Origin of the sequence: Brevibacterium ammoniilyticum (assembly GCF_038429965.1) — a bacterium.
In the GTDB taxonomy this organism is placed as follows: Bacteria; Actinomycetota; Actinomycetes; order Actinomycetales; family Brevibacteriaceae; genus Brevibacterium; species Brevibacterium ammoniilyticum.
In genome coordinates this window covers 333,688-358,828 of sequence record NZ_BAABNP010000003.1, presented here as the reverse complement: position 1 = coordinate 358,828, position 25,141 = coordinate 333,688, and the positions used below count along the sequence as shown (strand labels likewise).

Annotated in this window: 26 protein-coding genes and 1 tRNA gene; 20 read left to right on the top strand and 7 right to left on the bottom strand. The window is 67.8% G+C overall.

Annotation, left to right across the window (positions count from 1 at the left end; all coding sequences use genetic code 11):
* Window positions 1-999 carry an alpha/beta fold hydrolase gene (locus AAHA49_RS05540; RefSeq protein WP_342037510.1) on the top strand — a complete coding sequence of 333 codons (999 nt, stop codon included), beginning with the start codon at window positions 1-3 and terminating at the stop codon, window positions 997-999.
* Here AAHA49_RS05540 and AAHA49_RS05535 read toward each other — a convergent pair.
* On the bottom strand, window positions 953-1,180 hold the full coding sequence (locus tag AAHA49_RS05535) for a hypothetical protein (RefSeq protein WP_339391766.1): 228 nt from the start codon (window positions 1,178-1,180) through the stop codon (window positions 953-955). The genes AAHA49_RS05540 and AAHA49_RS05535 overlap by 47 nt on opposite strands.
* A 121-nt stretch (window positions 1,181-1,301) precedes the next feature.
* The gene (locus AAHA49_RS05530; protein WP_339391765.1) at window positions 1,302-1,715 is read right to left on the bottom strand and encodes a phage holin family protein; all 414 of its coding nucleotides are present in this window, start codon (window positions 1,713-1,715) and stop codon (window positions 1,302-1,304) included.
* Window positions 1,716-1,939: 224 nt separating this feature from the next.
* Here AAHA49_RS05530 and AAHA49_RS05525 point away from each other — a divergent pair, with 224 nt between their 5' ends.
* Together AAHA49_RS05525 and AAHA49_RS05520 are read left to right on the top strand one after the other, a co-directional pair.
* The gene (locus AAHA49_RS05525) at window positions 1,940-3,277 is read left to right on the top strand and encodes an MFS transporter (RefSeq protein ID WP_339391763.1); all 1,338 of its coding nucleotides are present in this window, start codon (window positions 1,940-1,942) and stop codon (window positions 3,275-3,277) included.
* A 160-nt stretch (window positions 3,278-3,437) separates the two neighbouring features.
* Window positions 3,438-4,907 (top strand): peptide MFS transporter, encoded by a 1,470-nt coding sequence (locus tag AAHA49_RS05520; protein WP_342037509.1) that lies wholly within the window; start codon window positions 3,438-3,440, stop codon window positions 4,905-4,907.
* A 286-nt stretch (window positions 4,908-5,193) separates the two neighbouring features.
* Here the strand turns inward: AAHA49_RS05520 and AAHA49_RS05515 are convergent, their stop codons facing one another.
* On the bottom strand, window positions 5,194-6,030 hold the full coding sequence (locus tag AAHA49_RS05515; protein WP_342037508.1) for a CPBP family glutamic-type intramembrane protease: 837 nt from the start codon (window positions 6,028-6,030) through the stop codon (window positions 5,194-5,196).
* Window positions 6,031-6,123: 93 nt separating this feature from the next.
* Here AAHA49_RS05515 and AAHA49_RS05510 point away from each other — a divergent pair, with 93 nt between their 5' ends.
* Both AAHA49_RS05510 and AAHA49_RS05505 read left to right on the top strand, forming a co-directional pair.
* Window positions 6,124-7,314 (top strand): molybdopterin molybdotransferase MoeA, encoded by a 1,191-nt coding sequence (locus AAHA49_RS05510; RefSeq protein ID WP_342037507.1) that lies wholly within the window; start codon window positions 6,124-6,126, stop codon window positions 7,312-7,314.
* Between the two features lie 24 nt (window positions 7,315-7,338).
* The gene (locus AAHA49_RS05505) at window positions 7,339-8,478 is read left to right on the top strand and encodes a ThiF family adenylyltransferase (RefSeq protein WP_342037506.1); all 1,140 of its coding nucleotides are present in this window, start codon (window positions 7,339-7,341) and stop codon (window positions 8,476-8,478) included.
* On the opposite strand, the gene AAHA49_RS05500 is transcribed toward AAHA49_RS05505, so the two are convergent.
* Together AAHA49_RS05500 and moaA are read right to left on the bottom strand one after the other, a co-directional pair.
* On the bottom strand, window positions 8,475-8,720 hold the full coding sequence (locus AAHA49_RS05500) for a MoaD/ThiS family protein (RefSeq protein ID WP_342037505.1): 246 nt from the start codon (window positions 8,718-8,720) through the stop codon (window positions 8,475-8,477). The genes AAHA49_RS05505 and AAHA49_RS05500 overlap by 4 nt on opposite strands.
* A gap of 8 nt (window positions 8,721-8,728) precedes the next feature.
* On the bottom strand, window positions 8,729-9,817 hold the full coding sequence (gene moaA / locus AAHA49_RS05495) for a GTP 3',8-cyclase MoaA (protein WP_342037504.1): 1,089 nt from the start codon (window positions 9,815-9,817) through the stop codon (window positions 8,729-8,731).
* 41 nt (window positions 9,818-9,858) lie between these two features.
* On the opposite strand from moaA, the gene AAHA49_RS05490 reads away from it, so the two are divergent.
* From AAHA49_RS05490 to gluQRS, 12 genes are all read left to right on the top strand, one after another.
* Window positions 9,859-11,145: a molybdopterin molybdotransferase MoeA gene (locus AAHA49_RS05490; RefSeq protein ID WP_342037503.1), complete on the top strand. Its 1,287-nt coding sequence runs from the start codon at window positions 9,859-9,861 to the stop codon at window positions 11,143-11,145.
* 29 nt (window positions 11,146-11,174) lie between these two features.
* The gene (gene moaC / locus AAHA49_RS05485) at window positions 11,175-11,606 is read left to right on the top strand and encodes a cyclic pyranopterin monophosphate synthase MoaC (RefSeq protein ID WP_342037540.1); all 432 of its coding nucleotides are present in this window, start codon (window positions 11,175-11,177) and stop codon (window positions 11,604-11,606) included.
* Window positions 11,603-12,025 (top strand): molybdenum cofactor biosynthesis protein MoaE, encoded by a 423-nt coding sequence (locus AAHA49_RS05480; protein ID WP_342037502.1) that lies wholly within the window; start codon window positions 11,603-11,605, stop codon window positions 12,023-12,025. The genes moaC and AAHA49_RS05480 overlap by 4 nt, the downstream gene beginning before the upstream one ends.
* Complete coding sequence (locus AAHA49_RS05475) at window positions 12,022-12,423, top strand: TOBE domain-containing protein (RefSeq protein ID WP_339391753.1); 402 nt, start codon at window positions 12,022-12,024, stop codon at window positions 12,421-12,423. Before AAHA49_RS05480 ends, AAHA49_RS05475 begins: the two co-directional genes overlap by 4 nt.
* A gap of 137 nt (window positions 12,424-12,560) precedes the next feature.
* Window positions 12,561-14,258, top strand: coding sequence for an ABC transporter permease (locus tag AAHA49_RS05470; RefSeq protein ID WP_342037501.1), 1,698 nt, complete (start codon window positions 12,561-12,563; stop codon window positions 14,256-14,258).
* Window positions 14,259-14,287: 29 nt separating this feature from the next.
* Window positions 14,288-15,973 (top strand): AMP-binding protein, encoded by a 1,686-nt coding sequence (locus AAHA49_RS05465; protein WP_342037500.1) that lies wholly within the window; start codon window positions 14,288-14,290, stop codon window positions 15,971-15,973.
* A 99-nt stretch (window positions 15,974-16,072) separates the two neighbouring features.
* The gene (locus tag AAHA49_RS05460) at window positions 16,073-16,801 is read left to right on the top strand and encodes an amino acid ABC transporter ATP-binding protein (RefSeq protein ID WP_339391978.1); all 729 of its coding nucleotides are present in this window, start codon (window positions 16,073-16,075) and stop codon (window positions 16,799-16,801) included.
* A 41-nt stretch (window positions 16,802-16,842) separates the two neighbouring features.
* Window positions 16,843-17,742 carry a transporter substrate-binding domain-containing protein gene (locus tag AAHA49_RS05455; RefSeq protein ID WP_339391750.1) on the top strand — a complete coding sequence of 300 codons (900 nt, stop codon included), beginning with the start codon at window positions 16,843-16,845 and terminating at the stop codon, window positions 17,740-17,742.
* Between the two features lie 68 nt (window positions 17,743-17,810).
* A complete protein-coding gene (locus AAHA49_RS05450; protein WP_342037499.1) occupies window positions 17,811-18,473 on the top strand; it encodes an amino acid ABC transporter permease in 663 nt (220 codons plus the stop codon).
* Entirely contained in the window at window positions 18,470-19,312 is an 843-nt protein-coding gene (locus tag AAHA49_RS05445; RefSeq protein WP_342037498.1) for an amino acid ABC transporter permease, read from the top strand. The genes AAHA49_RS05450 and AAHA49_RS05445 overlap by 4 nt, the downstream gene beginning before the upstream one ends.
* A gap of 13 nt (window positions 19,313-19,325) precedes the next feature.
* Window positions 19,326-19,640 (top strand): GNAT family N-acetyltransferase, encoded by a 315-nt coding sequence (locus tag AAHA49_RS05440; protein WP_342037497.1) that lies wholly within the window; start codon window positions 19,326-19,328, stop codon window positions 19,638-19,640.
* Complete coding sequence (gene gluQRS / locus AAHA49_RS05435; RefSeq protein ID WP_342037496.1) at window positions 19,637-20,611, top strand: tRNA glutamyl-Q(34) synthetase GluQRS; 975 nt, start codon at window positions 19,637-19,639, stop codon at window positions 20,609-20,611. The genes AAHA49_RS05440 and gluQRS overlap by 4 nt, the downstream gene beginning before the upstream one ends.
* A 64-nt stretch (window positions 20,612-20,675) precedes the next feature.
* On the opposite strand, the gene AAHA49_RS05430 is transcribed toward gluQRS, so the two are convergent.
* Entirely contained in the window at window positions 20,676-21,848 is a 1,173-nt protein-coding gene (locus AAHA49_RS05430) for a glycosyltransferase (RefSeq protein ID WP_342037539.1), read from the bottom strand.
* A 42-nt stretch (window positions 21,849-21,890) separates the two neighbouring features.
* Window positions 21,891-22,802, bottom strand: coding sequence for a DMT family transporter (locus tag AAHA49_RS05425; RefSeq protein WP_342037495.1), 912 nt, complete (start codon window positions 22,800-22,802; stop codon window positions 21,891-21,893).
* 224 nt (window positions 22,803-23,026) lie between these two features.
* Here AAHA49_RS05425 and AAHA49_RS05420 point away from each other — a divergent pair.
* The 3 genes from AAHA49_RS05420 (at window position 23,027) to AAHA49_RS05410 (ending at window position 24,991) form a co-directional block, all read left to right on the top strand.
* Window positions 23,027-23,099, top strand: a tRNA-Asn gene (locus AAHA49_RS05420).
* Between the two features lie 160 nt (window positions 23,100-23,259).
* Window positions 23,260-23,511 (top strand): LLM class flavin-dependent oxidoreductase, encoded by a 252-nt coding sequence (locus AAHA49_RS05415; protein WP_342037494.1) that lies wholly within the window; start codon window positions 23,260-23,262, stop codon window positions 23,509-23,511.
* Between the two features lie 43 nt (window positions 23,512-23,554).
* The gene (locus AAHA49_RS05410; RefSeq protein WP_342037493.1) at window positions 23,555-24,991 is read left to right on the top strand and encodes a recombinase family protein; all 1,437 of its coding nucleotides are present in this window, start codon (window positions 23,555-23,557) and stop codon (window positions 24,989-24,991) included.
* Window positions 24,992-25,141 lie beyond the last annotated feature (150 nt).

The following is a 25,141-nucleotide window of genomic DNA, read 5'->3' as shown; positions in this document are numbered from 1 at the left end:
GTGGAGGCCGCCCGCCGGGTCGACCTCGACGTCGCCGGCCATCCCACGCCCGTCTGGGTCCATCCCGGACGACGGGAGGGCCGGCCGGTTCTCCTCATCCACGGTTTCCGCGGCGATCACCACGGACTCGACCGGATCGCCCACTCGATGCGCGACCGCGAGGTTCTCGTCCCCGACCTGCCGGGCTTCGGGGAGAACCCGCCGCTGGCCGGTGGTCTCAGTCTCGAGGGCTACCTCGATCATCTCGAGGTCCTCATCGCCGAGGTGGACCGCATCTGGGGTGCCCGCCCGATCCTCGTCGGACATTCCTTCGGCTCGATCCTCGTGTCCCACCTCGCGGCGAGGGATCCGGCGGGGATGCCCGAACTCGGGCTCATCAATCCGATCACCTCGCCGGCCCTCGAAGACTCAGCGAAAGTCCTCACCGGTTTGACGAGGGTCTATTACGCCCTCGGCGCGCGACTGCCGGAGAGGGCCGGTCGTTCTCTGCTCGGCCATCCGCTCATCGTCAGGCTGATGAGCGAGGTCATGGCGACGACACGTGATCGCGGGCTGCGTCGGTACATCCACGACCAGCACGCCAAGTACTTCTCGACGTTCAGCGATCGGCGCTCCCTTGCGGAGGCCTTCGATGTCTCCGTCGCCCACACCGTCACCGAGGTGGCCGACTCCCTGACGATGCCGCTGCTCGTCATCGCCGGTGACCGGGATGCGATCGCTCCCATCGAGGTCACCCGCTCGGTCGTCGCAGGCCTGGCCGACGTCCGTTTCGTCGAACTCTCCGGGGTGGGGCACCTGGTCCACTACGAACGGCCCGATGCGGCCGCCTCGGCGATCGAGGACTTCTCCGCCGAACGCGACAGACCGCGCCGCGGACAGGCCACGGCGCGGTCAGGACGCGTTGGTCAGTGTCGGTCCAGCACCGGGTGCCGGTGTGGGACCGAGTGCCGGTTCAGGACCGGCGGTCGACAATCCAGTGGTAGAGCATCGGCAGGATGAACGCGAACGTCGCGGTGAGCAGGCCGGCCCAGAAGACCCAGAACTGCGTGCCCTCGGGGGTGGAGAACGCCGCGCCGAAGAGATAGATGGAGAAGATGAAGAGCGCGAAGGCGATGATGAAGACGACGACATCGGCGAAGTTCGCCTTGCTCTGACTTCTCTGCGCGACAGTGTTGGACATGTTCTCCTCCGAGCGGTGGGGGTGACGGTCGATCGACCCTCAGTCTACATGCTGTAGAGAACCTGAGAGGGCATTCGCAGACGGCCGGTCATCCCCGGTTCCGGCGAGTCGTCGCGACGTGTCAGTCCCGCTCGTAGCTGCGGTCGGGGACGAGCCAGCCGAGCAGGGCGGAGACGATCGAGACGATGACGGCGGCGAAGATCGCCTGGAAGAAGAACGAGTCGATCGTGAACACGAACGGGGTGAATCCGCTCAGCCACGCGGTCAGGGCGAGCATCGCGGCGTTGATGACGATGGAGAACAGACCCAGCGTCAGGCACGTGATCGGTGCGGAGAGGAAGGCGAGGATCGGCTTGATGAAGGCGTTCGCGAGGCCGAAGATCAGGCCGATGACGAGGTAGGAGATGATCGTCGCGGGAATCGGTCCGGTCTGCTCCGCGACGACGCTGTTGCCTTCGATGGCGACGCCGGGAAGGATCCATGCGGCAACCCAGATCGCGAACGCATTGATGCCGACTCGGAGAAGGAAGCTCATGCTGGTATCCTCCCAGACCCATCTGCGTCCTTTCTGAGTCGGGCGTGGGAAACAGGTGTCCGCGGGGGCGATCGTGACCGAGATCAAGGCCCGCAGGATGCCGCCTCCGGGTAGGCTGGGAGCAGACGTCCACTTTGTCGAAGTGCATCTACCGAGTGCTGTGCAGCAGTCCACCACGGCGGCACCGATCCTCGCCGACGGGCGAGGCAGAAATGATGATCGCCATGCCGCACGAACCCCAGCACACGGAATCGCAGAACACCGAGCCCCAGGACTCCGTCCCGCGCAGCTCCGACCTCCACGGCGGTGCCGATCCGCAGCCCGCCGAGGAGCCCGTTGAGAAGCAGACGCTCCTCGCGGCCGTGGGCCTGAGCTACTTTCCCATCGCCTTCCTCGCCCGGCTGCCCTATGCGATGGTCGTCGTCGGCGTCCTCACCCTCGTCGTCGCCGGTCGGGAGTCGCTCAGCCTCGGCGGCCTCAACTCGGCCATGGTCGGACTCGGCACGGCGATCTTCGGCTCCTTCATCGGTGCCGCCGCCGACCGGTGGGGCCAACGTCCGGTCCTCCTCATCGTCGGCACCCTCAACAGCGCGGCCCTGATCTTCCTCACCTGGGTCGTCTTCTCCCCGCTGCCCGACGCCGTCGTCCTCATCGCCTCGTTCGCCATCGGTGCGACCGCCCCGCAGGTCTCGCCGATGTCGCGCTCCCGACTCGTCGACATCATCCTCCGCGCCCTGCCCGGATCGAGGCAGTCGAAGGTCCTCAACGGCACCATGGCCTACGAGTCCGCCGCCGACGAGGTGGTCTTCGTCTTCGGCCCCTTCATCGTCGGCCTGCTGGCGACGTGGCTGTCCCCCGTCGCCCCGATCATCGGCGCCGTGGTCATGACGCTGATCTTCGTCTCCGGCTTCGCGCTGCACCCCAGCGGGCGTCTCGCTGCCGAGGGGGCGGGCCAGTCCGCTGCCAGAGGTCCGGTCCGTGAGCTGTTCACGTTCGGCATCTTCGTCGTCATCGCCGGCGTCTTCGGCATCGGCCTCGTCTTCGGGTCGACACTGACCTCGCTCACCTCGCTGATGAACGACCTCGGCCATCCCGAGCAGGCCGGCCTCATCTATGGTGTCCTCGGCATCGGATCGGCGATCCTCGCGATCTCCGTCGCGCTCTTCTCCCCGCGCTTCTCCCTGTGGGCCCGGTGGCTGAGCTTCGCCCCGCTGCTGCTCATCGGCACGATCGTCCTCGCGCTCTCCGACTCCATGGCCGCCGTCGTCATCGGCCTCCTGCTCATGGGCACGGCCATCGGCCCCACGCTTGTCACCCTCTTCAGCCTCGCCGCCGAACGCAGTCAGCGCGGTCGGTCGGCGACCGTGATGTCGATGGCGGGGTCGGCGATCATCGTCGGCCAGTCGCTCGCCTCGGCGCTCGGCGGATTCCTCGCCGAGGAGGCCGGCACCTCCACCGCGATCGCCGTGCCCGTGGCTGCCGCCCTCGTCGTCCTCGTCGCCGGTCTGCTCAACCTCATCGTGCGCCTGCGGAGGCGGAAACGAGACGTGGTTCACACTTGATCAGAGACCTGGTTCACACCCGAATTCCGCGTTGTGGGACGGGTCGTCCCAGTCGGGTGAAAGTGTGCTCTGAGCCATGTCGTGGGAGTAGGATCACGACTTGTTCAGAGTGAATCACGCCTCAATCCGCGTGATGGCACGACACAACGGAAAGCACGATATGTCTTCTAGCACCAAGACGACTTCGGCCGTCTCGAGCGACACGCGGTTCTTCGGACACCCGCTTCCGCTCATGCAGCTCTTCAGCCTCGAACTGTGGGAGCGCTTCTCCTACTACGGGATGAACGGAATCCTCGCCCTCTACCTGTACTTCCAGGTCACCGACGGCGGACTCGGCCTGCCTCAGGCCACAGCGGTCGGCATCGTCGGCGCCTACGGCGGCGCCGTCTTCCTCGCCACCATCCTCGGCGCCTGGGTGGCCGACCGGATCGTCGGCGCGGAGAAGGTCCTCTTCTACTCGGCGATCATCATCATGCTCGGCCACATCGCGCTGGCACTCATCCCGGGCTTCGGCGGTGTCGCCGTGGGCCTCATCCTCGTCGCGCTCGGCTCGGGCGGCCTCAAGGCCAACGCCTCCGCGCTCGTCGGCGATCTCTACGAGGAGAAGGATCCCCGCCGGGACGCGGGCTTCACGATCTTCTACATGGGCGTCAACATCGGCGCGCTCCTCGGACCACTCATCACCGGTCTGCTCCAGCAGAACCTCGGCTTCCACTACGGTTTCGGTGCCGCCGCCATCGGCATGGGGCTGGGACTCATCATCTACGCGTCCGGGCGTAAGAACGTTCCCGCCGAGGCACGCACGCCGGTCAACCCACTGCCGAAGTCGAAGCTCTACCTCTTCATCGTCGCGGTCGTCGCCGTCGTCGTCCTCGCCACCGTGCTGTGGATGACCGGCCTCGTCAACCCGGAGAACCTCGACTGGTGGATCGCCGGCATCTCCGCCGCAGCGGCAGCGTGCTACTTCATCGTCATGTGCACCTCGCCGCAGACGAACTCCACCGAGCGCTCCCGCGTGCTGGCATTCATCCCGTTCTTCCTCACGAGCGTCGTCTTCTGGGCGATGTACCAGCAGATCTTCGGTGTGCTCACCGTCTACTCCGACGGGAACCTCAACCGCTCGATCTTCGGCTGGGAGATGCCGATCAACTGGATCCAGCTCATTCCGGCGGCCTTCGTCATCATCTTCGCGCCGCTGTTCGCGACTCTGTGGATGAAGCTCGGAGACAGGCAGCCCTCCACGCCGGTCAAGGCGGGGCTCGCCCTCATCTTCATCGGCCTCGGCTTCCTCATGTTCCTGCCGTACGCGACCGCTCCGGCGAACTCGACGCCGCTGCTCTGGGTCTGCCTCATCCTCGCCGTCTTCGTCTTCGGTGAGCTGCTCATCTCTCCGGTGGGCCTGTCGTTCTCGACGAAGGTCGCCCCGAAGGTGTTCCAGTCGCAGATGATCGCGGTGTTCTTCCTCGCCTCCGGTGTGGGCACCGCGCTCTCGGGTGTGCTCGGCGGCTACTTCGACCCGGCGAACCAGACTCCGTACTGGACGTCGATCGGCGGCACCTCGGTCGTCCTCGGCCTGCTGGCCCTGACGCTGACGAAGCCGATGCTCAAGATGCTCAAAGGCGTGCGCTGATCCGCTGAGCGCTGATGCGGAAGTGCGCTGATACTTCCGGTTGCGGCGCGGACTCCGTGCCGCAACGCGGCGCACAGCGCTGTGAAGCCGCCCTCCCGGTTCTCCGGGCAGGGCGGCTTCCGTCTGTCGCGGATGGGCCGGCTGCGGAGTGGCGTACCGTCGACTGGTGCGCGATGAGTGTGCGGAATCCTCGGGGCGAATGCGCGGACCCTCCCGGGTGTTCACAACCGGATCTTCACCTGTAAGTGGGCGCACAACGGCCCACGCGGGGAAATCCGGGCAGCCCTCACACTCCGGGGAAGATCGGCAGCGCGTCCGGGTGGTGGGCTGCGACGATCGTGAGGAAGACGATCGCATCGAAGAGAAGATGGACGGTGACGGTGTAGGGCAGGGATTTCGTCCGGGTGAAGATCACCGCCTGGACGAGTGCGAACGGGATCGTCAGGACCGGACCGATCGACCGGTAGCCGAGCTCCCAGAGGAACGAGACGAAGATGATGCTCATGAGCACGTTCGCCGTCCAGAAGTCGAAGTGGCGGCGCAGCAGCGCGAAGACCGTGCAGATGAAGAACAGCTCGTCCCACAGTCCGACGGCGTTGACGCCGATGAAGAGCCGCAGGATCTCGTGCCACTGGGTCACCGCCGGCCAGTTGAGGTAGACCCCGGTGCGGATGAAGTACTGGGGGAGGACCGCCCAGGCGACGACGATGACGAAGACCAGCCACGCCCACTCGAGCTTCGTCCACGGCACCCCGTACCGGCGCGGATAGACGATCGTCTTCTCCTTGAACCAGTACCGGGTGATGAGGAAGGGGACGATGACGACGGTGCTGAGCACGATCCCCATGCGCAGGATGTTGCCCCACGAGATGTCGGCCTCCACCGAGATCGCGGAGATGAGGGCGAGCGCCCCGGCGATGACGCTGAGATCCCTGGCGAAGCGCACCGTCGTCGTCCATGCGAGTCCGATGCCTGCGAGCATGGGCACATACCCCCACGCCTTGACCTCGGGCAGGTCCGTTCCGATCCCGAAGAGGACCACCGCGGAGACGGCGATGAGGGCGGCGGAGAGACCCGGCCAGGAGACGACGCTCCACCTCTGCTCCTCGGTCTCAGCCTCCACGTCCTCCACTGTAGGACAGATCGACTCAGGACACGGGCACCCCGCGGCGCAGGCTCCCGGCCCATTAGGATCGACGGAGACGAAAGGAAGTGTGTGGAACCCGAGGACTACTCCCGGCTCATCGCCCGAGACCTGCCCGTGGGCGTCGAGACCGTTCCCCTCGCCGAGGCGGTCGGCCGCATCCTCGCCCGCGACGTTCCCGCCGATGCCCCGATCCCCGGGTTCGCCACCTCGGCGATGGACGGCTATGCCTTCGATGCGATCGGTCTCGACCGAGCGCAGGCGGGGGACCGGGTGCTCGTGGCCGGGGACATCCCCGCGGGTCATCCTCCCGTCGAGATCCCCGCAGGCTGTGCGGTGCGGGTGATGACGGGAGCGCAGGTCCCCGGCACCGCCGAGGCGGTCGTCCCCGTCGAACTCACCGATGCCTCTCGCACGGGGGCCGTCCCGGTTGACGTCGTCGTCACCGGACTGCCTGAAGGACTGCGTTCGGGCTGGAACATCAGGGACGTGGGGGAGGACACCGCGCTCGGCGACGTCGTCGCGATCGGCGGACAGCGTCTCAACGCCGCAGGCGTGGGCACGCTCGCGATGTTCGGCATCACCGATGTCGAGGTGCTGCGCCGGCCGAGGATCGGACTCATCGTCACCGGTGACGAACTTCGCGGTCCACGGGCCACGGGGCCGACGATCCCGAACTCGAACCTGCCCATGCTCGCTGCGGCGATCACCGCCCACGGCGACATCGCCGTGCCGGCGACGAGCGGTGACGATCCCGCCGAGTTCCTCACCGTCCTCGACCGGATCGTTCTGGACGTCGATCTCGTCATCACCACCGGCGGAATCAGCGCCGGTGCCTATGAGGTCGTGCGGGCCGCTCTCGAAGGGGAGAGCTCGCAGTTCCTCCGCGTCGACCAGCGTCCCGGCGGGCCGCAGGGGTACGGGCAGCGTGCGGGCATCCCGCTGCTCCACCTGCCCGGCACACCCTCGGGTGCGTACCTCTCCTTCCATCTCTTCGTCCGCTCCCTCCTCTCCGGCATTCCGCTGGGCGAGCGCTGGCAACGCGCCGTCTACACCGGACCCGAACTGGCAGGCCACCGCCGCGGCATGTCGCTCGTGCCGGTGACGGTCGCCGCCGACGGCTGCGTCGTCCCCGCCGCCCGTGCGCGTCTGCGCGACTTCGCCGCCGCCGATGCGATCCTCAGGGTCCCGGGCGCACCGGTCGTCATCGCCGACGGAGACACCGTCGACATCCTCCCGACCGGACCCGAGATTCCCGCCTGAGCGGCGAGATCTAGACTGATGGGCATGGACGTCTCCCGCTACACCCGCCAGATCCGCCTCCGCGGATTCGGCCCCGACGCACAGGATCGGCTGCTGTCCTCCCGGGCCGTCGTCATCGGCGCCGGGGGACTCGGCGCCCCCGTGCTCACGTACCTCGCCGCGGCCGGAGTCGGACGTCTCGACATCATCGACCCCGACGTCGTCGAACTGAGCAACCTCCACCGCCAGTTCATCCACTCCGAGGACGCAGTCGGTTCACGGAAGGTCGATTCGGCGGCCGAGAGGCTGCGCGGACTCAACTCCGCGATCGAGATCGTCACCCACCCGGTCCTCCTCACCGCCGACAACGCCGAGGAGCTGCTGGCCGGTGCCGACATCGTCGTCGACGGCAGCGACAACTTCGCAACCCGCTACCTCGCCAACGACGCCTGCGAGATCCTCGGCATCCCGCTCGTGTGGGGGACGATCCTCGGCTTCGACGGCCAGATCGCCGTCTTCGACGCCCGCCGCGGGGCGACGCTGCGCGACCTCTACCCGGTGGTGCCCGAACCCGGGTCCGTGCCCGACTGCGCGACGGCAGGGGTCATCGGTGCGCTGTGCGGGAGCATCGGCTCGGCCATGGCGATGGAGACGATCAAGGTCCTCACCGGCATCGGCACCCCACTGCTCAACGCCGTGTCGATCCACAGCAGCCTCGACGGCAGCTGGGAGACGATCCCCGTGGGCCGTGACCCCAAGCGCGCCGCGGTGACGAGTCTGGTCGCCCACCGGGAGGGCGCCCCGGCCGCAGACGCCTCGGCCACGATCACCCCCACGATGGGTGCCACGAACCCTGCCGCAGCCGTCGCCGCATCCGTTCCCGTCATCGCATGGGACGATATCGACGACGGTGACCTTCTTGTCGACATCCGGGAGGACGCCGAGGTGGCCGCCGGTGTCGTCGCCGGTGCCCTTCACATCCCCATGGAGGAGCTGCTCGGCGACCCGGGACGGCTCACCGACCGGGACGACGGCGCATCGGGCATACCGGTGCTGGGACGTGTCGCGCTCTACTGCCGGTCAGGAGTGCGTTCGGCTCGCGCGGTCACGGCGCTGCGCAGTGCGGGGATCGAGGCGGTCTCCGTCTCCGGCGGCTACCTCGCATACCTCTCCCGGGCGGTCTAACCCCCGGCGAAGGGCGGCAGCACATCGACGGTGTCACCCTCAGCGAAGGCCTCGCCGCGGTCGGTGCGGGCAACGGCGTTGACGAGGAAGGACGACCGGGAGAGCACGGTCACCGCCTCGGCGGAGGCATCGGTTGAGAGCACGGCGATGAGGTCGTCGAGGTTCGCCGCTTTAACGGTGGCCTGCCGGGTTCCGAAGGCCTCGCGGGCAGCCGCGAAGAAGCGGACGGTCACTGGGGTCACTGGTGTACTCATCCTCCGATGGCGCTCATCGGGCGCTGCGGCTGGGTGAAGTCGGCCGAGTCCATGCCATGGCCGGCGAGCTTCGCCCAGTGCGCGCCCTTCCACAGGTTCGCGATCTCCTCGTCACTCGCCCCGGCCCGCATCGCGGCGAGCAGGTCGACCTCGGTGCGGGAGAACAGGCACGTGCGCACCCGCCCCTCCGCGGTGAGCCGGGTGCGGGTGCAGTCGGCGCAGAACGGGCGGGTCACCGAGGCGATGATGCCGACGTCGCCGAGGATCGTCTCGGGGTCCTCACGGGAGGCGACACGGAACTTCTCGGCCGGAGCACCACCACGGGGAGCCTCATCGGGGGTGAGGACGAACCGGGGTTCGAGGAGGGCGAAGACGTCGGCGGCAGTGACCATCGTCCCCCGGTCCCACGAGTGGCCGGCGTCGAGGGGCATCTGTTCGATGAAGCGCAGGGACAGGTCGTTGTCCAGGCACCACTGCAGCAGGTCGGGCGCCTGCTGGTCGTTGACTCCGGGCAGAAGGACGGCGTTGATCTTCACCGGGTCGAGACCCGCGGCCTTCGCCCCCTCGATGCCCGCGAGCACACGCTGCAGGAAGGGACGCCGGGTGATCTCGGCGAAGGTGTCGGGATTGACCGTGTCGAGGGAGACGTTGATCCGGTCGAGACCGGCGGCCGCGAGCTTGGCGGCACGGTTGTCGAGGCCGATCGCGTTCGTCGTCAGGGCGATGTTCGGGCGCGGGCGCAGTGCCGCAACCCCGGCGATGATTTCGGTGATGTCATGGCGGGTGAGCGGTTCGCCGCCGGTGAAGCGGATCTGGTCGACGCCGAAGCGCTCGACGCCGATGCGGGCGAAGCGGACGATCTCCTCGGCGCTCATCGCGGCATCCCGGGGCATGAACTCGACGCCCTCGGCTGGCATGCAGTAGCTGCAGCGGAGATTGCAGAAATCCGTCAGCGAGATGCGCAGGTCGCGAGCACGGCGACCGAAGGTGTCGAGCAGCGAATCCTCGCTGTGCCCGGTGAAGGCCGTCCCCGGATCGAGCGTCGGAGTCCGCAGCACCGGGGTCGGCAGACTGGTCTTCCGCATTCCGTCGTCCTCCTTGTGGTCCCTTTCGCTATCATCGTCCCATGACCAGCGCCATCATGCATCGTCGTCGCGTCAGTGAGACGATCTCTCCGCTGCTTGGGACCAGGTCGACGCCGCTCTCCGAGCTCCTCGACGTCGAACGGCGACTGGCCGCCGACGTCGTCACCGCCGTCGACGTTCCCGGCTTCGACAACTCGAGCATGGACGGCTACGCGGTCGCTCACGACACCGTGCGCGCAGCCCGGCGCACCGACGGGTCGGTGGGTCCGCTGCCGGTCGTCGGGCAGGTCGCCGCCGGCGCGCAGGGGGCACCGGTGCCGACCGGTTCCCTTATCGAGATCATGACCGGCGCCCCGCTGCCGGCAGGCACCGACACCGTCGTCCCCATCGAAGCGACGACGCCCGCACGCTTCGGCGCTGAGGCGGTGACGATCACCGTCGACGACCTCGCACCCGGAGCCTATGTCCGCCCCCGCGGCAGCGACGTCGGTGCGGGAACCACTGTGCTCCGGGCCGGTGTCATGCTCACCCCCGCCCGCCTCGGCGTGGCTGCCGCCTGCGGAGTCACCGCGCTGACCGTGCTCACCCTGCCCCGCGTCCTCGTCCTCTCCACTGGCGACGAGGTCGCCTCGCAGGCCGACGCCGGCATCCACGACGCGAACGGGGTCACGCTCACGGCCGGGCTGCTGCGCCTCGGTGCCGAGGTGACGACCCTGACCGTGCCCGACGACCCGCGGATCCTCCTCGAGACCGTCGCGGCGATCGACGTCGACCTCGTCGTCTCGACCGGCGGCATCTCGAAAGGCGCCCGCGAGGTCGTCAAGCTCGCCGCCGCAGCGGACCCGGATTCGGACATGGTCTTCGAGGCGATCGCGATGCAGCCGGGCGGTCCGCAGGGCTGCGGTCGCCTCGCCGGGCGGCCCTGGGTTGCCCTGCCCGGCAATCCGGTGAGCGCGCTCATCAGCTACGAGATGTTCCTCCGTCCTGCCCTCCTCGGCCTCGACCCCGAGGACGACGCCCGGGACGCCGCCCACCACCGGCTCGCGACCGACCTCGACGAGGCTCCGCCGTCGGGCAAGCTCCAGGTCCGACGGGCCCGCATCGGGCAGAACGGCATCGATCTCGTCGGCGGGTCCCGGTCGCACCTCCTCCACAGCTATGCCGAGAGCACCCACCTCGTCTTCATCCCGCCGAGCGGCCAGGCCGGCCCGGCCGCGGACACGACCGACCAGCCCGGCGACCCCGCCGACCAGCCCAGCGACCCCGCCGACTCGAATCGGCCCGGACCCGGGGCGGGAGATAGGCTGAAGACGTGGAGAATCAACTGACGCACATCGATGAGTCCGGGGCCGCGCACATGGTCGACGTCGGCGACAAGGACGTCACGAAGCGACGAGCCGTGGCGAGCGCGCGCATAACCACGCGCCCCGAGGTCATCGCCCTCATCGCCGAGGCGGGACTGCCCAAGGGCGACGCGCTGCCGGTCGCGCGGATCGCCGCCGTCATGGGCGCGAAACGCACGAGCGATCTCATCCCGCTCTGCCACCCCCTGCCGCTGACCGGCGTCGACGTCGACTTCGCCCTCGAGGACGCCGCCGTGCGGATCGAGGCGGCCGTGAAGACCGTGTCGAAGACCGGGGTCGAGATGGAGGCGCTCACCGCGGCCACCGTAGCGGCGCTGACGATCTTCGACATGATCAAGGCCGTCGACAACCAGGCCGTCATCGGCGACATCAAGGTCCTCGCGAAGTCCGGAGGCCGCAGCGGTGATTGGACCCGCAGGCCATGAGCGTCATCCGCACCGGCATCGTCGAGACCCCGATCAGCACCGACGACCTCGAACCCGCCGTCGTCGCCCCTGAGCACGGGGCAGCAGTGACGTTCTCCGGCATCATCCGCGACCACGACTCCGGCCGGGGCGTCGAACGACTCGTCTACGAGTCCCATCCGCTCGCCGAGTCCCAGATCGCCGAGGTGGCCGCCGCCGTCGCCGCCGCCCACCCCGAAGTGCGGCTCTCCGTCGTCCACCGGGTGGGGCAGCTGAGCATCGGCGACGTCGCCCTGGCCGCCGTCGTCGCCTCCGCACACCGGCGCGAGGCGTTCGCCGCGTGTGCCGCACTCGTCGACGAGGTCAAGGACAAGGTCGCGATCTGGAAGCACCAGTACTTCTCCGACGGCGACGACGAATGGGTGGGGGCGCTCGAATGACGCAGCTGCGCATCAGCGACGCCGCCCGGTACCTGGGCGTCAGCGATGACACGATCCGCCGGTGGATCGCCGACGGCCGGCTCACCCAGCGCAAGGACGCCTCGAACCGCTCCGTCGTCGACGGAGCGGAACTCGCGGCCCTCGCCCAGGACAGCGCAGGCGCCCTCGACGATCCCACGCATGTGCGCAGCTCCGCGCGCAACCGCTTCACCGGACTCGTCACCGAGGTCGTCGTCGACGGCGTCATGGCCCAGGTCAGCCTCCAGTGCGGACCGTTCCGCGTCGTCTCTCTCATGTCCGCCGAGGCGTGCCGGCAACTCGAACTCGAACCCGGCAGCCTCGCGACCGCGGGCGTCAAAGCGACGATGGTGTGGATCGACACCGTCGACGAGGGATAGCACACGACATCTCAGATGCTGATGCAAGAGTCATCCAACTCCGCATCTGCGGGTCATAATGGGTGGATGATCTCTGCCGACCTCTGCGCCGCCGTGCCCTGCGCTGCGGATCCCTGCGCCGCTGCCCGGACCCGCTGATGCCCGCACCCCTGCGCCGCCCTACCGGGGCTCCGGCCTGGTTGTGGATCCCTGCGGCGCTCGGTGCCGCGTTCCTCCTCGTGCCCATCATCGGGATCCTCTTACGGATCGATCCGGGCCGCCTCGGCGAGGTCATCACCGCCCCCGAATCCCTGCTGGCGATGGGACTGTCCCTGCTCACCGCGACGATCGCGGCGCTCATCAGCCTCATCATCGGCTTCCCGCTGGGATACCTGCTCGCGACCACCCGCTTCCGCGGTCAGCGCCTCATGCGCACCCTCATCCTCCTGCCGCTCGTCCTGCCCCCGGTCGTCAGCGGTCTCGCCCTGCTCTACACGTGGGGGCGCTCGGCCTACCTCGGCCGCCTCCTCACCGAGGCGGGGCTCGGGCTCGCGTACACGACCGCCGCCGTCGTCGTCGCCCAGATCTTCGTCTCCCTGCCCTTCATGGTCATGTCGGTCGAGACCGCGGTCGCCGCCCGCGGACAGCGCTGGGAGCTTGCGGCCGCCGAGCTCGGGGCCGCCCCGACGAGAGTGTTCTTCACCGTCACCGTGCCCATGCTCATCCCCGGCATCATGACCGGGACCGTGCTCTGCTTCGCCCGCTCCCTCGGTGAGTTCGGGGCGACGCTGACCTTCGCCGGCTCCCTGTCCGGGGTGACCCGGACGATGCCGCTGCAGATCTACCTCGTCCGCGAATCGGACCCGCAGTCGGCGATCGCGCTGTCTCTCCTCCTCATCGTCGTCGCCCTCGTCATCATCGTCCTCGCCTACCGCTCACCCCATGCGCCGAGGCTGCGCGCAGTTCGGGGCAGCGCTGAGGCCACCGCCGAGTCCGTCGACCCTGCCGCCGGAGACGCTGCCGACGGTCTCGGGTCCGCACGCACCCTCGACCGTGTCCACGGCAGGGGTACGAGCAGCGGCACGATCAGTCGCGACGCCACCGGCACGATCAGCCTGCAGGCGACCGAATCCGCACGCGGCATCGCCCTCGACCTCGATATCCCGGTCGGCACGACGACAGCGGTCATCGGCCGCAACGGCGCCGGGAAGTCGAGCATGTTCGAGATCCTCACCGGGGCGCTGCCGGCCGAGTCCGGAGCCCTGCGCATCGGGGATCGGACCGTCTTCGACGTCGCGGCCGGCCTCTGGCCGCCCGTCCATGCCCGCGGCATCGTCCACCTCAGCCAGCACCCCCTGCTCTTCCCTCACCTCAGCGTCCTCGACAACGTCGCCTTCGGTCTGCGCGCCCGCGGACTCCGGCGCGAGAGCGCCCGCGCACAGGCCGCGGCGATGCTCGACCGCCTCGGCGTGGGGGAGTGCGCGAACCGTCGCCCCGACGCCGTCTCCGGAGGCCAGGCCGCGCGCATCGCCCTGGCCAGGGCGCTCGTCGTCGACCCCACGCTGCTCCTCCTCGACGAACCCCTCGCCGCCCTCGACGTCGACGTCAGGGTCGTCACCCGCCGGGTGCTCGCCGAGGTGCTGGCCGAACGCAGCGCGATCCTCATCACGCACGACCCCGCGGACGTCACCGCGCTGGCCGACACGCTCGTCCTCATCGACGCAGGATCTGCTGTCCTCACCGCGCCCGTCGCGGAGATCCCGTCCGCCGAGGCGGATGGGGCCGGGGATTTCCTCCGCAGCTTTTGCGAGACGGACGCCCACGGCATACTGTGCAGTAGATCACAGCAGGGCTGATCGCCCCCGATGCGAAGGAGCACACCGACGTGGCCGAACTCTCCTATTCCTCCGGACCCTCGCAGGCACCGCTGCGCGGGGAGACGATCGCAGCGAACATCCGCCGCAACGCCGCCGAACACCGCGAGCACATCGCGCTCGTCGACCGGGGTTCGGACCGGCGGTGGACGTACGGAGAGTTCGACGACGACACCGATGCGCTGGCCGCTGCCCTCCTCGACCGCGGCGTGCGCAAAGGCGACCGGGTGGGCATCTGGGCCCAGAACGTCGGGGAATGGGCGCTCGTCCAGTACGCGACGGCGAAGATCGGCGCGATCCTCGTCAACGTCAACCCCGCCTACCGCGCCCACGAACTCGAATATGTCGTCAAGCAGTCCGGTATGACCCTGCTCATCTCCCAGATCCTCGCCCCACCCCACTCGGACTTCCACGCCCTGGCCACGGAGGTCGCCGCCGCGGTGCCCGGTCTCCAACTCATCTTCCTCGACACGGTGCCCGAGGCACTCGTCGGCGACGTCACGCTGGGGGAGCGCGAAACCTTCTCCGGCCTCCTCGTCCAGGGCCGGGCGCTGCTCGACGACGACGGAGCGAAGTACGCCGTCCGCCTCGAGCAGGCCGCCGCCGAACTCTCCGCGGACGAACCGATCAACATCCAGTACACCTCGGGGACGACCGGCTTCCCCAAAGGGGTGACGCTCTCCCACCACAACATCCTCAACAACGGGTTCTTCATCGGCGAACTCCTCGGCTACAGCCCCGCCGACGCCGTCGTCCTGCCCGTGCCCTACTACCACTGCTTCGGCATGGTCATCGGCAATCTCGCAGCGCTCAGCCACGGTGCCTCGGTCATCCTGCCCTCGCCGGGCTTCGATCCGGCCGCGAGCCTCGAGGCCGTGGCCGCGGAGCAGGCGACCTCGCTCTACGGCGTGCCGACGATGTTCATCGCCGAACTCGGGCTCCCGGACTTCTCCGCCTTTGACCTGTCCACCCTGCGCACCGGGGTCATGGCCGGATCCCCGTGCCCGGTCGAGGTCATGCGCCGGGTGATCGACGACATGAACATGTCCGAGGTCGCCATCTGCTACGGCATGACCGAGACCTCACCGGTGTCGACGATGACCCGTGTCGACGACTCGCTCGAGGCCCGCACCCAGACCGTGGGGCGGGTCATGCCGCACGTCGAGGTGAAGATCGTCGACCCTGTCACAGGGCTCACCATGCCGCGGGGGCAGAAGGGCGAACTGTGCACCCGGGGGTACTCCGTCATGCTCGGGTACTGGGAGGAGCCGGACAAGACCGCCGAGGCGATCGATGCGGCCCGGTGGATGCACACCGGTGATCTGGCGATCATGGACGAGGACGGCTACGTCGACATCTCCGGTCGCATCAAGGACATGGTCATCCGCGGCGGGGAGAACGTCTACCCGCGTGAGATCGAGGAGTTCCTCTACCAGCATCCGGCGATCAGCGACGTCCAGGTCATCGGCGTCCCGGACGAGAAGTACGGTGAGGAGCTCATGGCCTGGGTCATCCTCAAGGACGGATTCGACACACTCACCGCCGCCGAGGTGAAGGAGTTCGCCGCGGGACGTCTCGCCCACTTCAAGATCCCCCGCTACGTCGAGGTCCGCGACTCGTTCCCGATGACCGTCTCCGGCAAGATCCGCAAGGTCGAACTCCGCGAGGAGGGCGAGCGGATCGTCAGCGCGAGCTAGGTCACAAGTTCATCTCAGTTCTCCTGTGAACACCCAGGGTTTCTCATGTGAGCTGGTCATTCATTAAGATCGGTGCACATGAGAGCTGAATCACAGCCGTTGGTCTCGATGACGGACGTCGAGAAGCACTACGGCGACTTCCATGCGCTGAAGCACATCAACCTCGACATCCACGAGGGTGAGGTCGTCGTCGTCATCGGTCCCTCCGGTTCGGGCAAATCGACGCTGTGCCGGACGATCAATCGGCTCGAGACGATCACCTCGGGCTCGATCACGATCGACGGCAAGGAGCTGCCGGCCGAAGGCGCCGCGCTCGCGCAGCTGCGCTCCGACGTCGGCATGGTCTTCCAGTCGTTCAACCTCTTCGCCCACAAGACGATCCTCGAGAACGTGACGCTGGGACCGATCAAGGTGCGCAAGCTGAAGAAGTCCGACGCGGACAAGCAGGCGATGGCTCTGCTCGAACGCGTCGGCGTCGCCCACCAGGCCGACAAGTACCCCGCCCAGCTCTCCGGCGGTCAGCAGCAGCGTGTCGCGATCGCCCGGGCCCTGGCGATGAAGCCGAAGGTCATGCTCTTCGACGAACCCACCTCGGCGCTCGACCCGGAGATGATCAACGAGGTCCTCGACGTCATGGTCGAACTCGCGAAGGAGGGGATGACGATGGTCGTCGTCACCCACGAGATGGGCTTCGCCCGCAAGGCCGGTAACCGCGTCGTCTTCATGGCCGACGGGGAGATCGTCGAGGTCGCCGATCCCGACGAGTTCTTCACCAACCCGCAGAGCTCCCGCGCCAAGGACTTCCTCTCGAAGATCCTCACCAACTGATCCGACCACCTGGTTCTGCACGACACTCACAAGGAGAAACCATGAAGAAGCTCAGAGTCTCAATCGCCGCCGTCGCGGTCGGGCTGCTCGCCCTCTCCGGCTGCGGCCAGGGCGGCACCCCCGATGCTCCCGCCGAAGGCGGCGGGTCCCAGGCGGCGGCCCCGGAGTACCCGGTCAACGACAGTGCCGACGTCAAGGACTCGAAGACGTGGCAGGCGGCGAAGGACGCCGGCAAGCTCAAGGTCGGCGTCAAGTTCGATCAGCCGGGTCTCGGCAATGTCAAGGCCGGGTCCGATGTCCCCGAGGGCTTCGACATCGAGATCGCGAAGATGGTCGGCGGGCAGCTCGGCTTCACCCCCGACCAGCTCGACTTCGTCGAGACCGTCTCGGCCAACCGTGAGCCCTTCCTCCAGCAGGGCACCGTCGACATGGTCATCGCGACTTACACGATCAACGATGAGCGCAAGAAGGTCGTCGACTTCGCCGGACCGTATTACGTCGCCGGTCAGGACCTGCTCGTCAAGGCCGACTCCGACATCGCCGGTCCCGAGGACCTCGCGGGCAAGAAGGTCTGCTCCGTCGACGGATCGACCCCGGCCCAGCGCATCCAGGACGAGTACAAGGACGCCGAACTCGTCACCTACGACACCTACTCGAAGTGCGTCACCGACCTCCAGTCGGGTGCCGTCGACGCGGTGACGACCGATGACGCGATCCTCCGCGGCTACGCTGCGCAGAACGAGGGCGAACTCAAGGTGGTCGGCAAGCCGTTCTCCGAGGAGCCGTACGGCATCGGCCTGCCCAAGGGCGACACCGCCCTGCGCAACGCCGTCAACGATGCGGTGGAGAAGAGCATGTCGGACGGCGACTGGAAGAAGGGCTTCGAATACACCCTCGGTTCGTCCGAAGGCGTGAAGATGCCCGAGGTCGACCGTTACTGACTGAGTCCGCACACTGATGCGATGCGAGGGCACCACGCGGTGCCCTCGCATCGATTAAGGAACCCGGGATGGATCTCATCCAGCTTCTCGAGCTCTTCGGCTCCGGCGTCTGGGGCACGGTCAAGCTCTTCACCGTCGCCTTGGTCGGCTCCCTCGTGCTCGGCACGATCCTCGCCGCGATGCGGGTCTCACCGACCCCGGTGCTGCGGATCGCCGCCTCGACGTACATCAACATCGTCCGCAACACCCCGCTGACCCTGGTGATGTTCTTCTGCGCGTTCGGGCTGCCCTTCCTCGACGTCCGCTTCGGCGATTCGAGTTCGTTCAACTCCTTCGCCTACGCGACGCTCGCGCTCACCGCGTACACCGCGTGCTTCGTCGCCGAGACGCTCAAAGCCGGCATCCAGACCGTCCCCGTCGGGCAGGCCGAGGCCGCCCGGGCGATCGGGCTGACGTTCAACCAGACGCTGACCGAGGTCATCCTTCCGCAGGCGTTCCGCACCGTCATCCCGCCGCTGGGCAGCGTCGTCATCGCGATGCTCAAGAACACGTCGATCGCCTCGGCGTTCAACAACCGCGAACTCATCTCCGCGATGCGCAACGCGATCGAGCTGCGCGGCGACCTCGTCATTCCGATCCTCTTCGGCACCGCCTGCGCGTACCTCGTCCTCGCCCTCATCCTCGGACGAATCTTCGACTACCTCGAGCGGAAGCTGGTGATCCTGCGATGAGCGCACCGACAGAGGTCCTCTTCGACGCGCCCGGCCCCAAGGCCCGCCGCAACAACGTCATCCTCTCGATCGTCTCGACGATCGTCCTCGCCGGCCTCATCGCGTTCATCATCTGGAAGTTCGCCGAGGCGGGTCAGCTCGAACCCGAGAAGTGGTATCCGTTCACGTTCACCCAGATCCAGCTCGTCCTCCTCGAGGGCATGCTCGCGACCCTCAAGGTCGCCGCGGTCGCCTCGGTGCTCGCTCTGGTCGTCGGTGTCGTCTTCGCTCTGCTGCGGCTGTCGTCCAAGCGCATCATCTCGGTCCCGGGCACGATCGTCCTCGAGTTCTTCCGCGGCGTGCCCGTGCTCCTGCTCATCTTCGCGACGTTCCTCCTCTTCGGCAAGACGATCGGACCCTTCTGGTCCGTCGTCATCGGCCTGACCCTCTACAACGGGATGGTGCTCGCCGAGATCATCCGCGCCGGCATCCTCGCCGTGCCCAAAGGACAGCGGGAGGCTGCGATGGCGATCGGGCTGCGCCCGAGCCAGGTGATGAGCCTCGTCCTCATGCCGCAGGCCCTGCGGGCCATGATGCCCACTATCATCGCCCAGATCGTCGTCCTCCTCAAGGACTCGGCGCTCGGCTACATCGTCACCTATCAGGACCTGCTCTACCAGGTCAACCTCATCGGCCGTGAGTACAATAACCTCCTGCCGACGTTCATCGTCGGGGCCGCGCTGTTCATCGTCATCAACATGATCGTCGCCGGCTTCGCACGGTGGCTCGAACGCAGGCTGCAGCGCAAGACCACAGCCGACGTCGAGGGCGAAGGACTGACGACGGCACCCGTGCGATGATGAGGACGTGAGGATGGAACCCGAACTCAGTGCCACCCCGGTGACGATGCGACGCAACCGCGACCGGGACCGCTTCGAGCTCTTCAGCGCCGACGATGAGGCGTTCATCGGATTCCTCGCCTACCGGCAGACCGAGTCCGGTGCGCTCGAGCTCCAGCACACGATCATCTCCGAGGAGTACTCCCGGCGCGGGTTCGCCCGCACCCTCGTCACCCTCGCGCTCAACGAGATCCGGGCCGAGGGCGGGACGATCGTGCCGCAGTGCACGTACGTTCAGGACTATCTCGAACGCTTCCCGCAGTACGCCGACCTCGTGTCGGCGAAGTGAGCGGGCCGGCCGGCCGATTCGCTCCCAGCCCCAGCGGTGACCTCCACATCGGCAACATCCGCACCGGTCTGCTCGCGTATGCCCGAGCCCGTCAGACCGGCAGGCGCTTCCTCTGGCGCATCGAAGACCTCGACCGGGTGCGGGCCGGGGCGGCCGCGGCGCAGCTGAGGGTCTTCGCCGATCTCGGCGTCGTCCCCGACGAGGAGCCCCTCGTCCAATCGCAGCGCCTCGACCGCTACGCCGCGGCCGTCGAGACCTTGTCCGCGGCGGGACTCGTCTACGAGTGCTACTGCTCGCGCCGGGACATCCAACAGGCTCCTTCGGCACCCCATGCGCCGCCCGGAGCGTACCCGGGAACCTGTCGCAGCCTCGGCGAGGCAGAGCGAGTCCGCAGACGTGCCGAGCTCGCTGCCGCAGGCAGGCAGCCGGCGCTGCGCCTGCGTACGGAGAACGCGGAGATCACCGTCGCCGACGGTCTGCTCGGGACGATCACGGCCCCGGTCGATGACTTCGTGCTGCGTCGCGGGGACGGTGTGTACGCCTACAACCTCACCGTCGTCGTCGACGATTCCGCCAGCGGCATCGACGAAGTGGTCCGGGGCGACGACCTCGCGTCATCGGCGCCCCGGCAGGCCCACCTCGGCGGACTGCTGGGCGCCGCGGAGCAGTCGTGGCTGCATGTCCCGCTCGTCCTCGGCGAATCCGGGGCGAGGCTGGCCAAACGCGACGGCGCTGTCACCGCCCAAGAACTCACCGCGCTCGGCTGGAGCACGGCGGACGTCTACGCGTGGGTGTGGCGGTCGCTCGGCGGCGACGGGGGAGTGGACCTCGGGGATCGTCCGTGGGCGACGATCGACGACCTCGTCGACGGTGTCGACTTCGCGCAGCTGCGGCGGGAACCGAGCGTGTTCCTGCCACCGACAGCCGCGGACGCCTCGACGTTCGCCGACGGCACCGCACCGAGTCCCTGAATCCCGTCTCTAAGGCGGCGGCGCTGAGCTCAGTCTTTCGGGCGGCGGTCCTGAGCCGGACCGCTCAGGCGGCGGAGTCGACGGCGCCGGCGATGACCTCGGCGTAGATCGATTCGAACGTGTCGAGGGTGTACTCGATGTCGTGGACGGCGACGACGTCGAGGGAGGCCTTGGACATGGCCGCGCGTTCGGCGTCGGTCTGCGTGCAGATCCGGGTGAACCGGTCGGCGAGGGCGTCGATGTCGCGGGGCGGGAAGAGGTAGCCGTTGACGCCGTCGCGCACGAGGTGCGGCAGAGCCACCGCATCGGCGAGGACGACGGGTTTGCGGGAGGCCAGTGCTTCGAGCGTGGCGATCGACTGGAGCTCGGCGGTCGAGGGCATGCAGAAGAACGTGCACCGGGCGTAGGCGTCCATGAGCTCGGTGTCGCTGACCTTGCCGAGGACGTGGATGCGGTCGGCGATGCCGAGTTCGGCGGCGAGCGCCTTGAGCGGCTCCTCCTGGTCGCCGCCGCCGACGATGTCGGCCTCGAGGCCGAGCGCCGGGTCGGTCTTCGCGACGGCGCGGACGATGTCGTCGGCGTGCTTCTCCGCCGAGAGACGGCCGACGAAGAGCACCCGTGGGGCGTCGCCGTCACCGAGGCCCGGCGCATGCTCCTCATCCTGGAGGTGGGAGAAGCGTTCGAGGTCGATGCCGCAGGAGACCGCGCGGATGGGGGAGGTGAAGCCGTTCTGCGTGAGCAGATCGGCGGCGAGCTGCGTGGGCACCGTGATGAAGTCCGCGGACTGGAACTTCTTCCGCAGGTCCCACCAGGCCAGGGCCGTGCCGCCGTCGATGAGGGGCTTGGGCGCGCGCAGGTAGGGGCGGACGTTCTCGGGCATGAAGTGGTTGGTGGCGATGACGGGGATGCCGCGGCGGATCGATTCGGAGAACGCGTAGCGGCCGATGACGAAGTGCGCCTGGGTGTGGACGATGTCGGGGCGCAGGGTGTCGAGGAGACGGGCGATCTCCGGCTTCGTCTCCCACGGCATGCAGATCGTCCACGTCGGATGGAGCATCCAGCGGTGGGAGGTCAGCCGGTGGACGGTGACGCCGTTCTCGACGGAGACCGAGGGGGTGCCTGTGGCCGAGGGGCACGCGACGTGGACGTCGTTGCCGCGAGCGGCGAGTCCCGCTGCCAGTCGTTCGGCGAACTTCGCCGCTCCGTTGACCTCAGGGGCGTAGGTCTCGGTGGGGATGAGGATGCGGCGTGCGGGGGTGGGAGATTGTGCGGACAGGGTTCAACACTCCTCGGTGTCGGTCAGCTGGTCTGTTCTGCGGGCGTCGCGGCGGGCGTTCTCGCGGTCTCGGACATCGGGATGATACCGAGACAATACAACGACCCCGAGACACGCGACCAATCCTGTGATCGTGATGACGATGATGAGCCACAAGGGGGCTTCCTTCGCCTCGCCGAGGACGACGGAGCCGAGGATGACCGCGGCGATCGGGTCGACGACGGTGAGCCCGGCGATGACCATCTCCGGCGGGCCGGCCGCATACGCGTTCTGGACGTACCACGAGCCCAAGGCGGCGGCGGCGATGAGGGCGACGACGTTCTGCCACGTGACGTTCTCGATGCCTGCCCGCAGGAATTGGACGCTGACGAGGTGGGCGTTGGTCGCCACGCACGCGAAGAGCAGGCCGGCGGCGGTGATGAGCACGAGCTGGGGCGCATGCTTGAAGAAGATCATGATGACCAGGCCGATGACGACGATGATCCCGGTGATCCACACCAGGGGCATGGCATCGGCGCCGAGGTGGACCTGCGTCCGTGCCGTCGTCGCCGAGAGCGCGACGAAGACGGTCACGCCGAGGGTGCACCAGACGACGGACTGGACGAGGCGGCGGTTGACCTTGAGTCCTCGGTAGCGGACGCCGAGGAGGACGGAGACGATGAGGGAGAACGCGCCGATCGGCTGGACGACCATGACGGGGGCGAGCGCGAGTGCGAGGAAGTTGCCCAGGGTGCCGAGTCCTAAGATGAAGAGTCCGAGCAGCCATTTCCGGTTGCCCAGCAGCTCCTTGAAGTGCTCCCAGCTCAGGCCGTTGTGGGAGTTGTCCTGATCGGCCACCGCGTCATGCTGGTAGAGGGCCCCGAGCGCGAGGGCCACGGCTGCCAGAACGGCGAGGGCGATGGCCACTATCGTCACGTGTGCTGCTTCCGTCGGGGATGGGCTCGGGGTCTCCACCGATCGTACCGCGCGGTAGCCGAGAAGACCCTCAGATTCGGGCGAATGTGCGGATTCCCATCCCGCCGAGGTGGGGCAACCCGGAGGTCGGATGCGTGCATGTGAGCCAATGCACACGCCCTCGTTTTGCCGGGGTGGTCGGACCTTTGCTATGCTGTTTTCTCGTGCGCAGGTCGCTGCCACATTCCTCCGTAGCTCAGTTGGCAGAGCATTCGACTGTTAATCGAAGGGTCGCTGGTTCGAGCCCAGCCGGGGGAGCAGGAGAAGGCCCCGTCGTCCGCGACGGGGCCTTCGTCGTTCCCGGGCAGACACACATTCAGTCGTGGCACCGTCGTGGTCCCAGCTCATCGTTCCTGGTGATCGGCATTCCGCTCTCACTTGACGGAATAACTGATGGCCCGACCCGGTTGTCGTGAGTATGAAGGCATTCGGATTCCTCAGTTTCGGCCACTACGGCCCCGGCAGCGCCCCCGGAGAGTACGGCGCGAAGGAAGCACTCCAGCAGGCCGTGGAGATCGGTGTGGGGGCCGACGAGATCGGCGTCAACGGCGCATACTTCCGTGTCCACCACTTCGCGAAGCAGGCCGCTTCGCCCATGCCGCTGCTCAGCGCGATCGCCGCCCGGACGAAGAACATCGAGGTCGGCACCGGCGTCATCGACATGCGGTAGCACATATCGAGGTTGCAACACTCGTTGACGTAAGCTTGGTTGCATGGTCGAACTGGTATCGCTGAGGAAGACGAACGAGGTGGCGGCGTACGTCCGCGCCTCGTTGGACCGCAAGGGCGACCGGTGGACTGTCGAGACCCAGTTGCGGAAGATCAGGGCGCTGGCCGAGGCGAAGGACTGGGAGGTCGTCGAGGTCTACGACGACAACGCGGTGTCGGCGACGAAGAAGCGCCGCGCTGGCACTCGGTGGGCCGAGATGCTGAACGACGCCCGGGCGGGTCGGTTCTCGATGGTCGTCGCCGTGGACATGGACCGCTTGCTGCGCAGCACGAAGGACTTGAACACGCTGATCGACCTCGGTTTGCGGGTCGTCACGGTGGACGGCGAGATCGACCTCTCGACGGCGGACGGCGAGTTCCGGGCGACGATGCTCGCCGCTCTCGCCCGGTTCGAGGCACGTCGCAAGGCCGAGCGTCAGATCCGGTCGAACGAGCGCCGACGTGCCGAGGGCATACCGGCGTCCACCTGGAAGGCGTTCGGCTGGACGCGGGAGGGCGAGCTGATCGAGGAAGAGGCCAACGCGGTTCGGCGGGCCTTCGACGCGTTCCTCGGCGAGCCGTCGCTGTCAATCCGTCGCATCCGCGAGGACCTGAACAAGGCCGGACACCTCACCGCGCGCGGGTCGGAGTTCTCCGTCGATGCCGTGCGGTACCTGCTGGCGAATCCGCTCTACGCTGGCTACATCAAGCACTACGACTCGGGCGAGTTGTACCCGGTGCAGGGCGAGGGGTTCCCGCCCATCGTCAGCGAACAGACATGGCGGGCTGCGGTGGCGAAGCTGGAGGACAACGTGCGGAGGTCGGCGAGGCAGGGCAACCAACCGAAGTACCTCCTGTCCACGATCGGGCTGTGCGGGAAGTGCGGCGCGACGCTCGTCTCAGGGACGAACAGCCGCAAGCAGCCGACGTACCGCTGCGGTGAGCAGTTCCACCTCACCCGCCAGCGCGAGCCCGTCGACGCGATGGTCACCGAGGCGGTGCTCACCCGACTGTCCTCGGCGGACGTGCACGACCTCGTGATGCCGCAGGAAGACGCTGGGCCGGACCGCGAAGAGCTGCTGACCGAGCGGAACGCCCTGGCCGAGCGCGTCAAGGAGCTGAGCCCGCTGCTGCGCGACATCCACCAGCCCGTGCTGGAGATCACCGCGGCGATCAACGACGTGAAGGCTCGCATCGACGAGATCGACGCGGAGCTGCTCGACCGATCGGTGTCGGTGGCGGCGAAGCTGCTCGCGGACGTTGACGAGCCGGTCGGCACCGCGGAGCGCCGCGAGGTGGTCGAGTCGAAGTGGAAGGAGTTGGACGTGGACCGTCGCCGGATGCTCGTGGACGAACTGGTGACGGTGACCATCGAGCCCATCGTTCCTGGTCACGTGAAGTTCGACCCCGATCTCATTCGGATAGAGCCGAGACGCGACTGACTCATGGCTCGACTCGTCATTGCAATGGTGAGTCGAGTCATGGGAGAATGGTTACAGACAAGAAGATCCCACCGGGGCCGCGACTTTGAAGCGCGGGGTTCTGCTCCCGGATGAGTAGCCGGTCAAACAGCCCAACTACGGTGGCGGGGA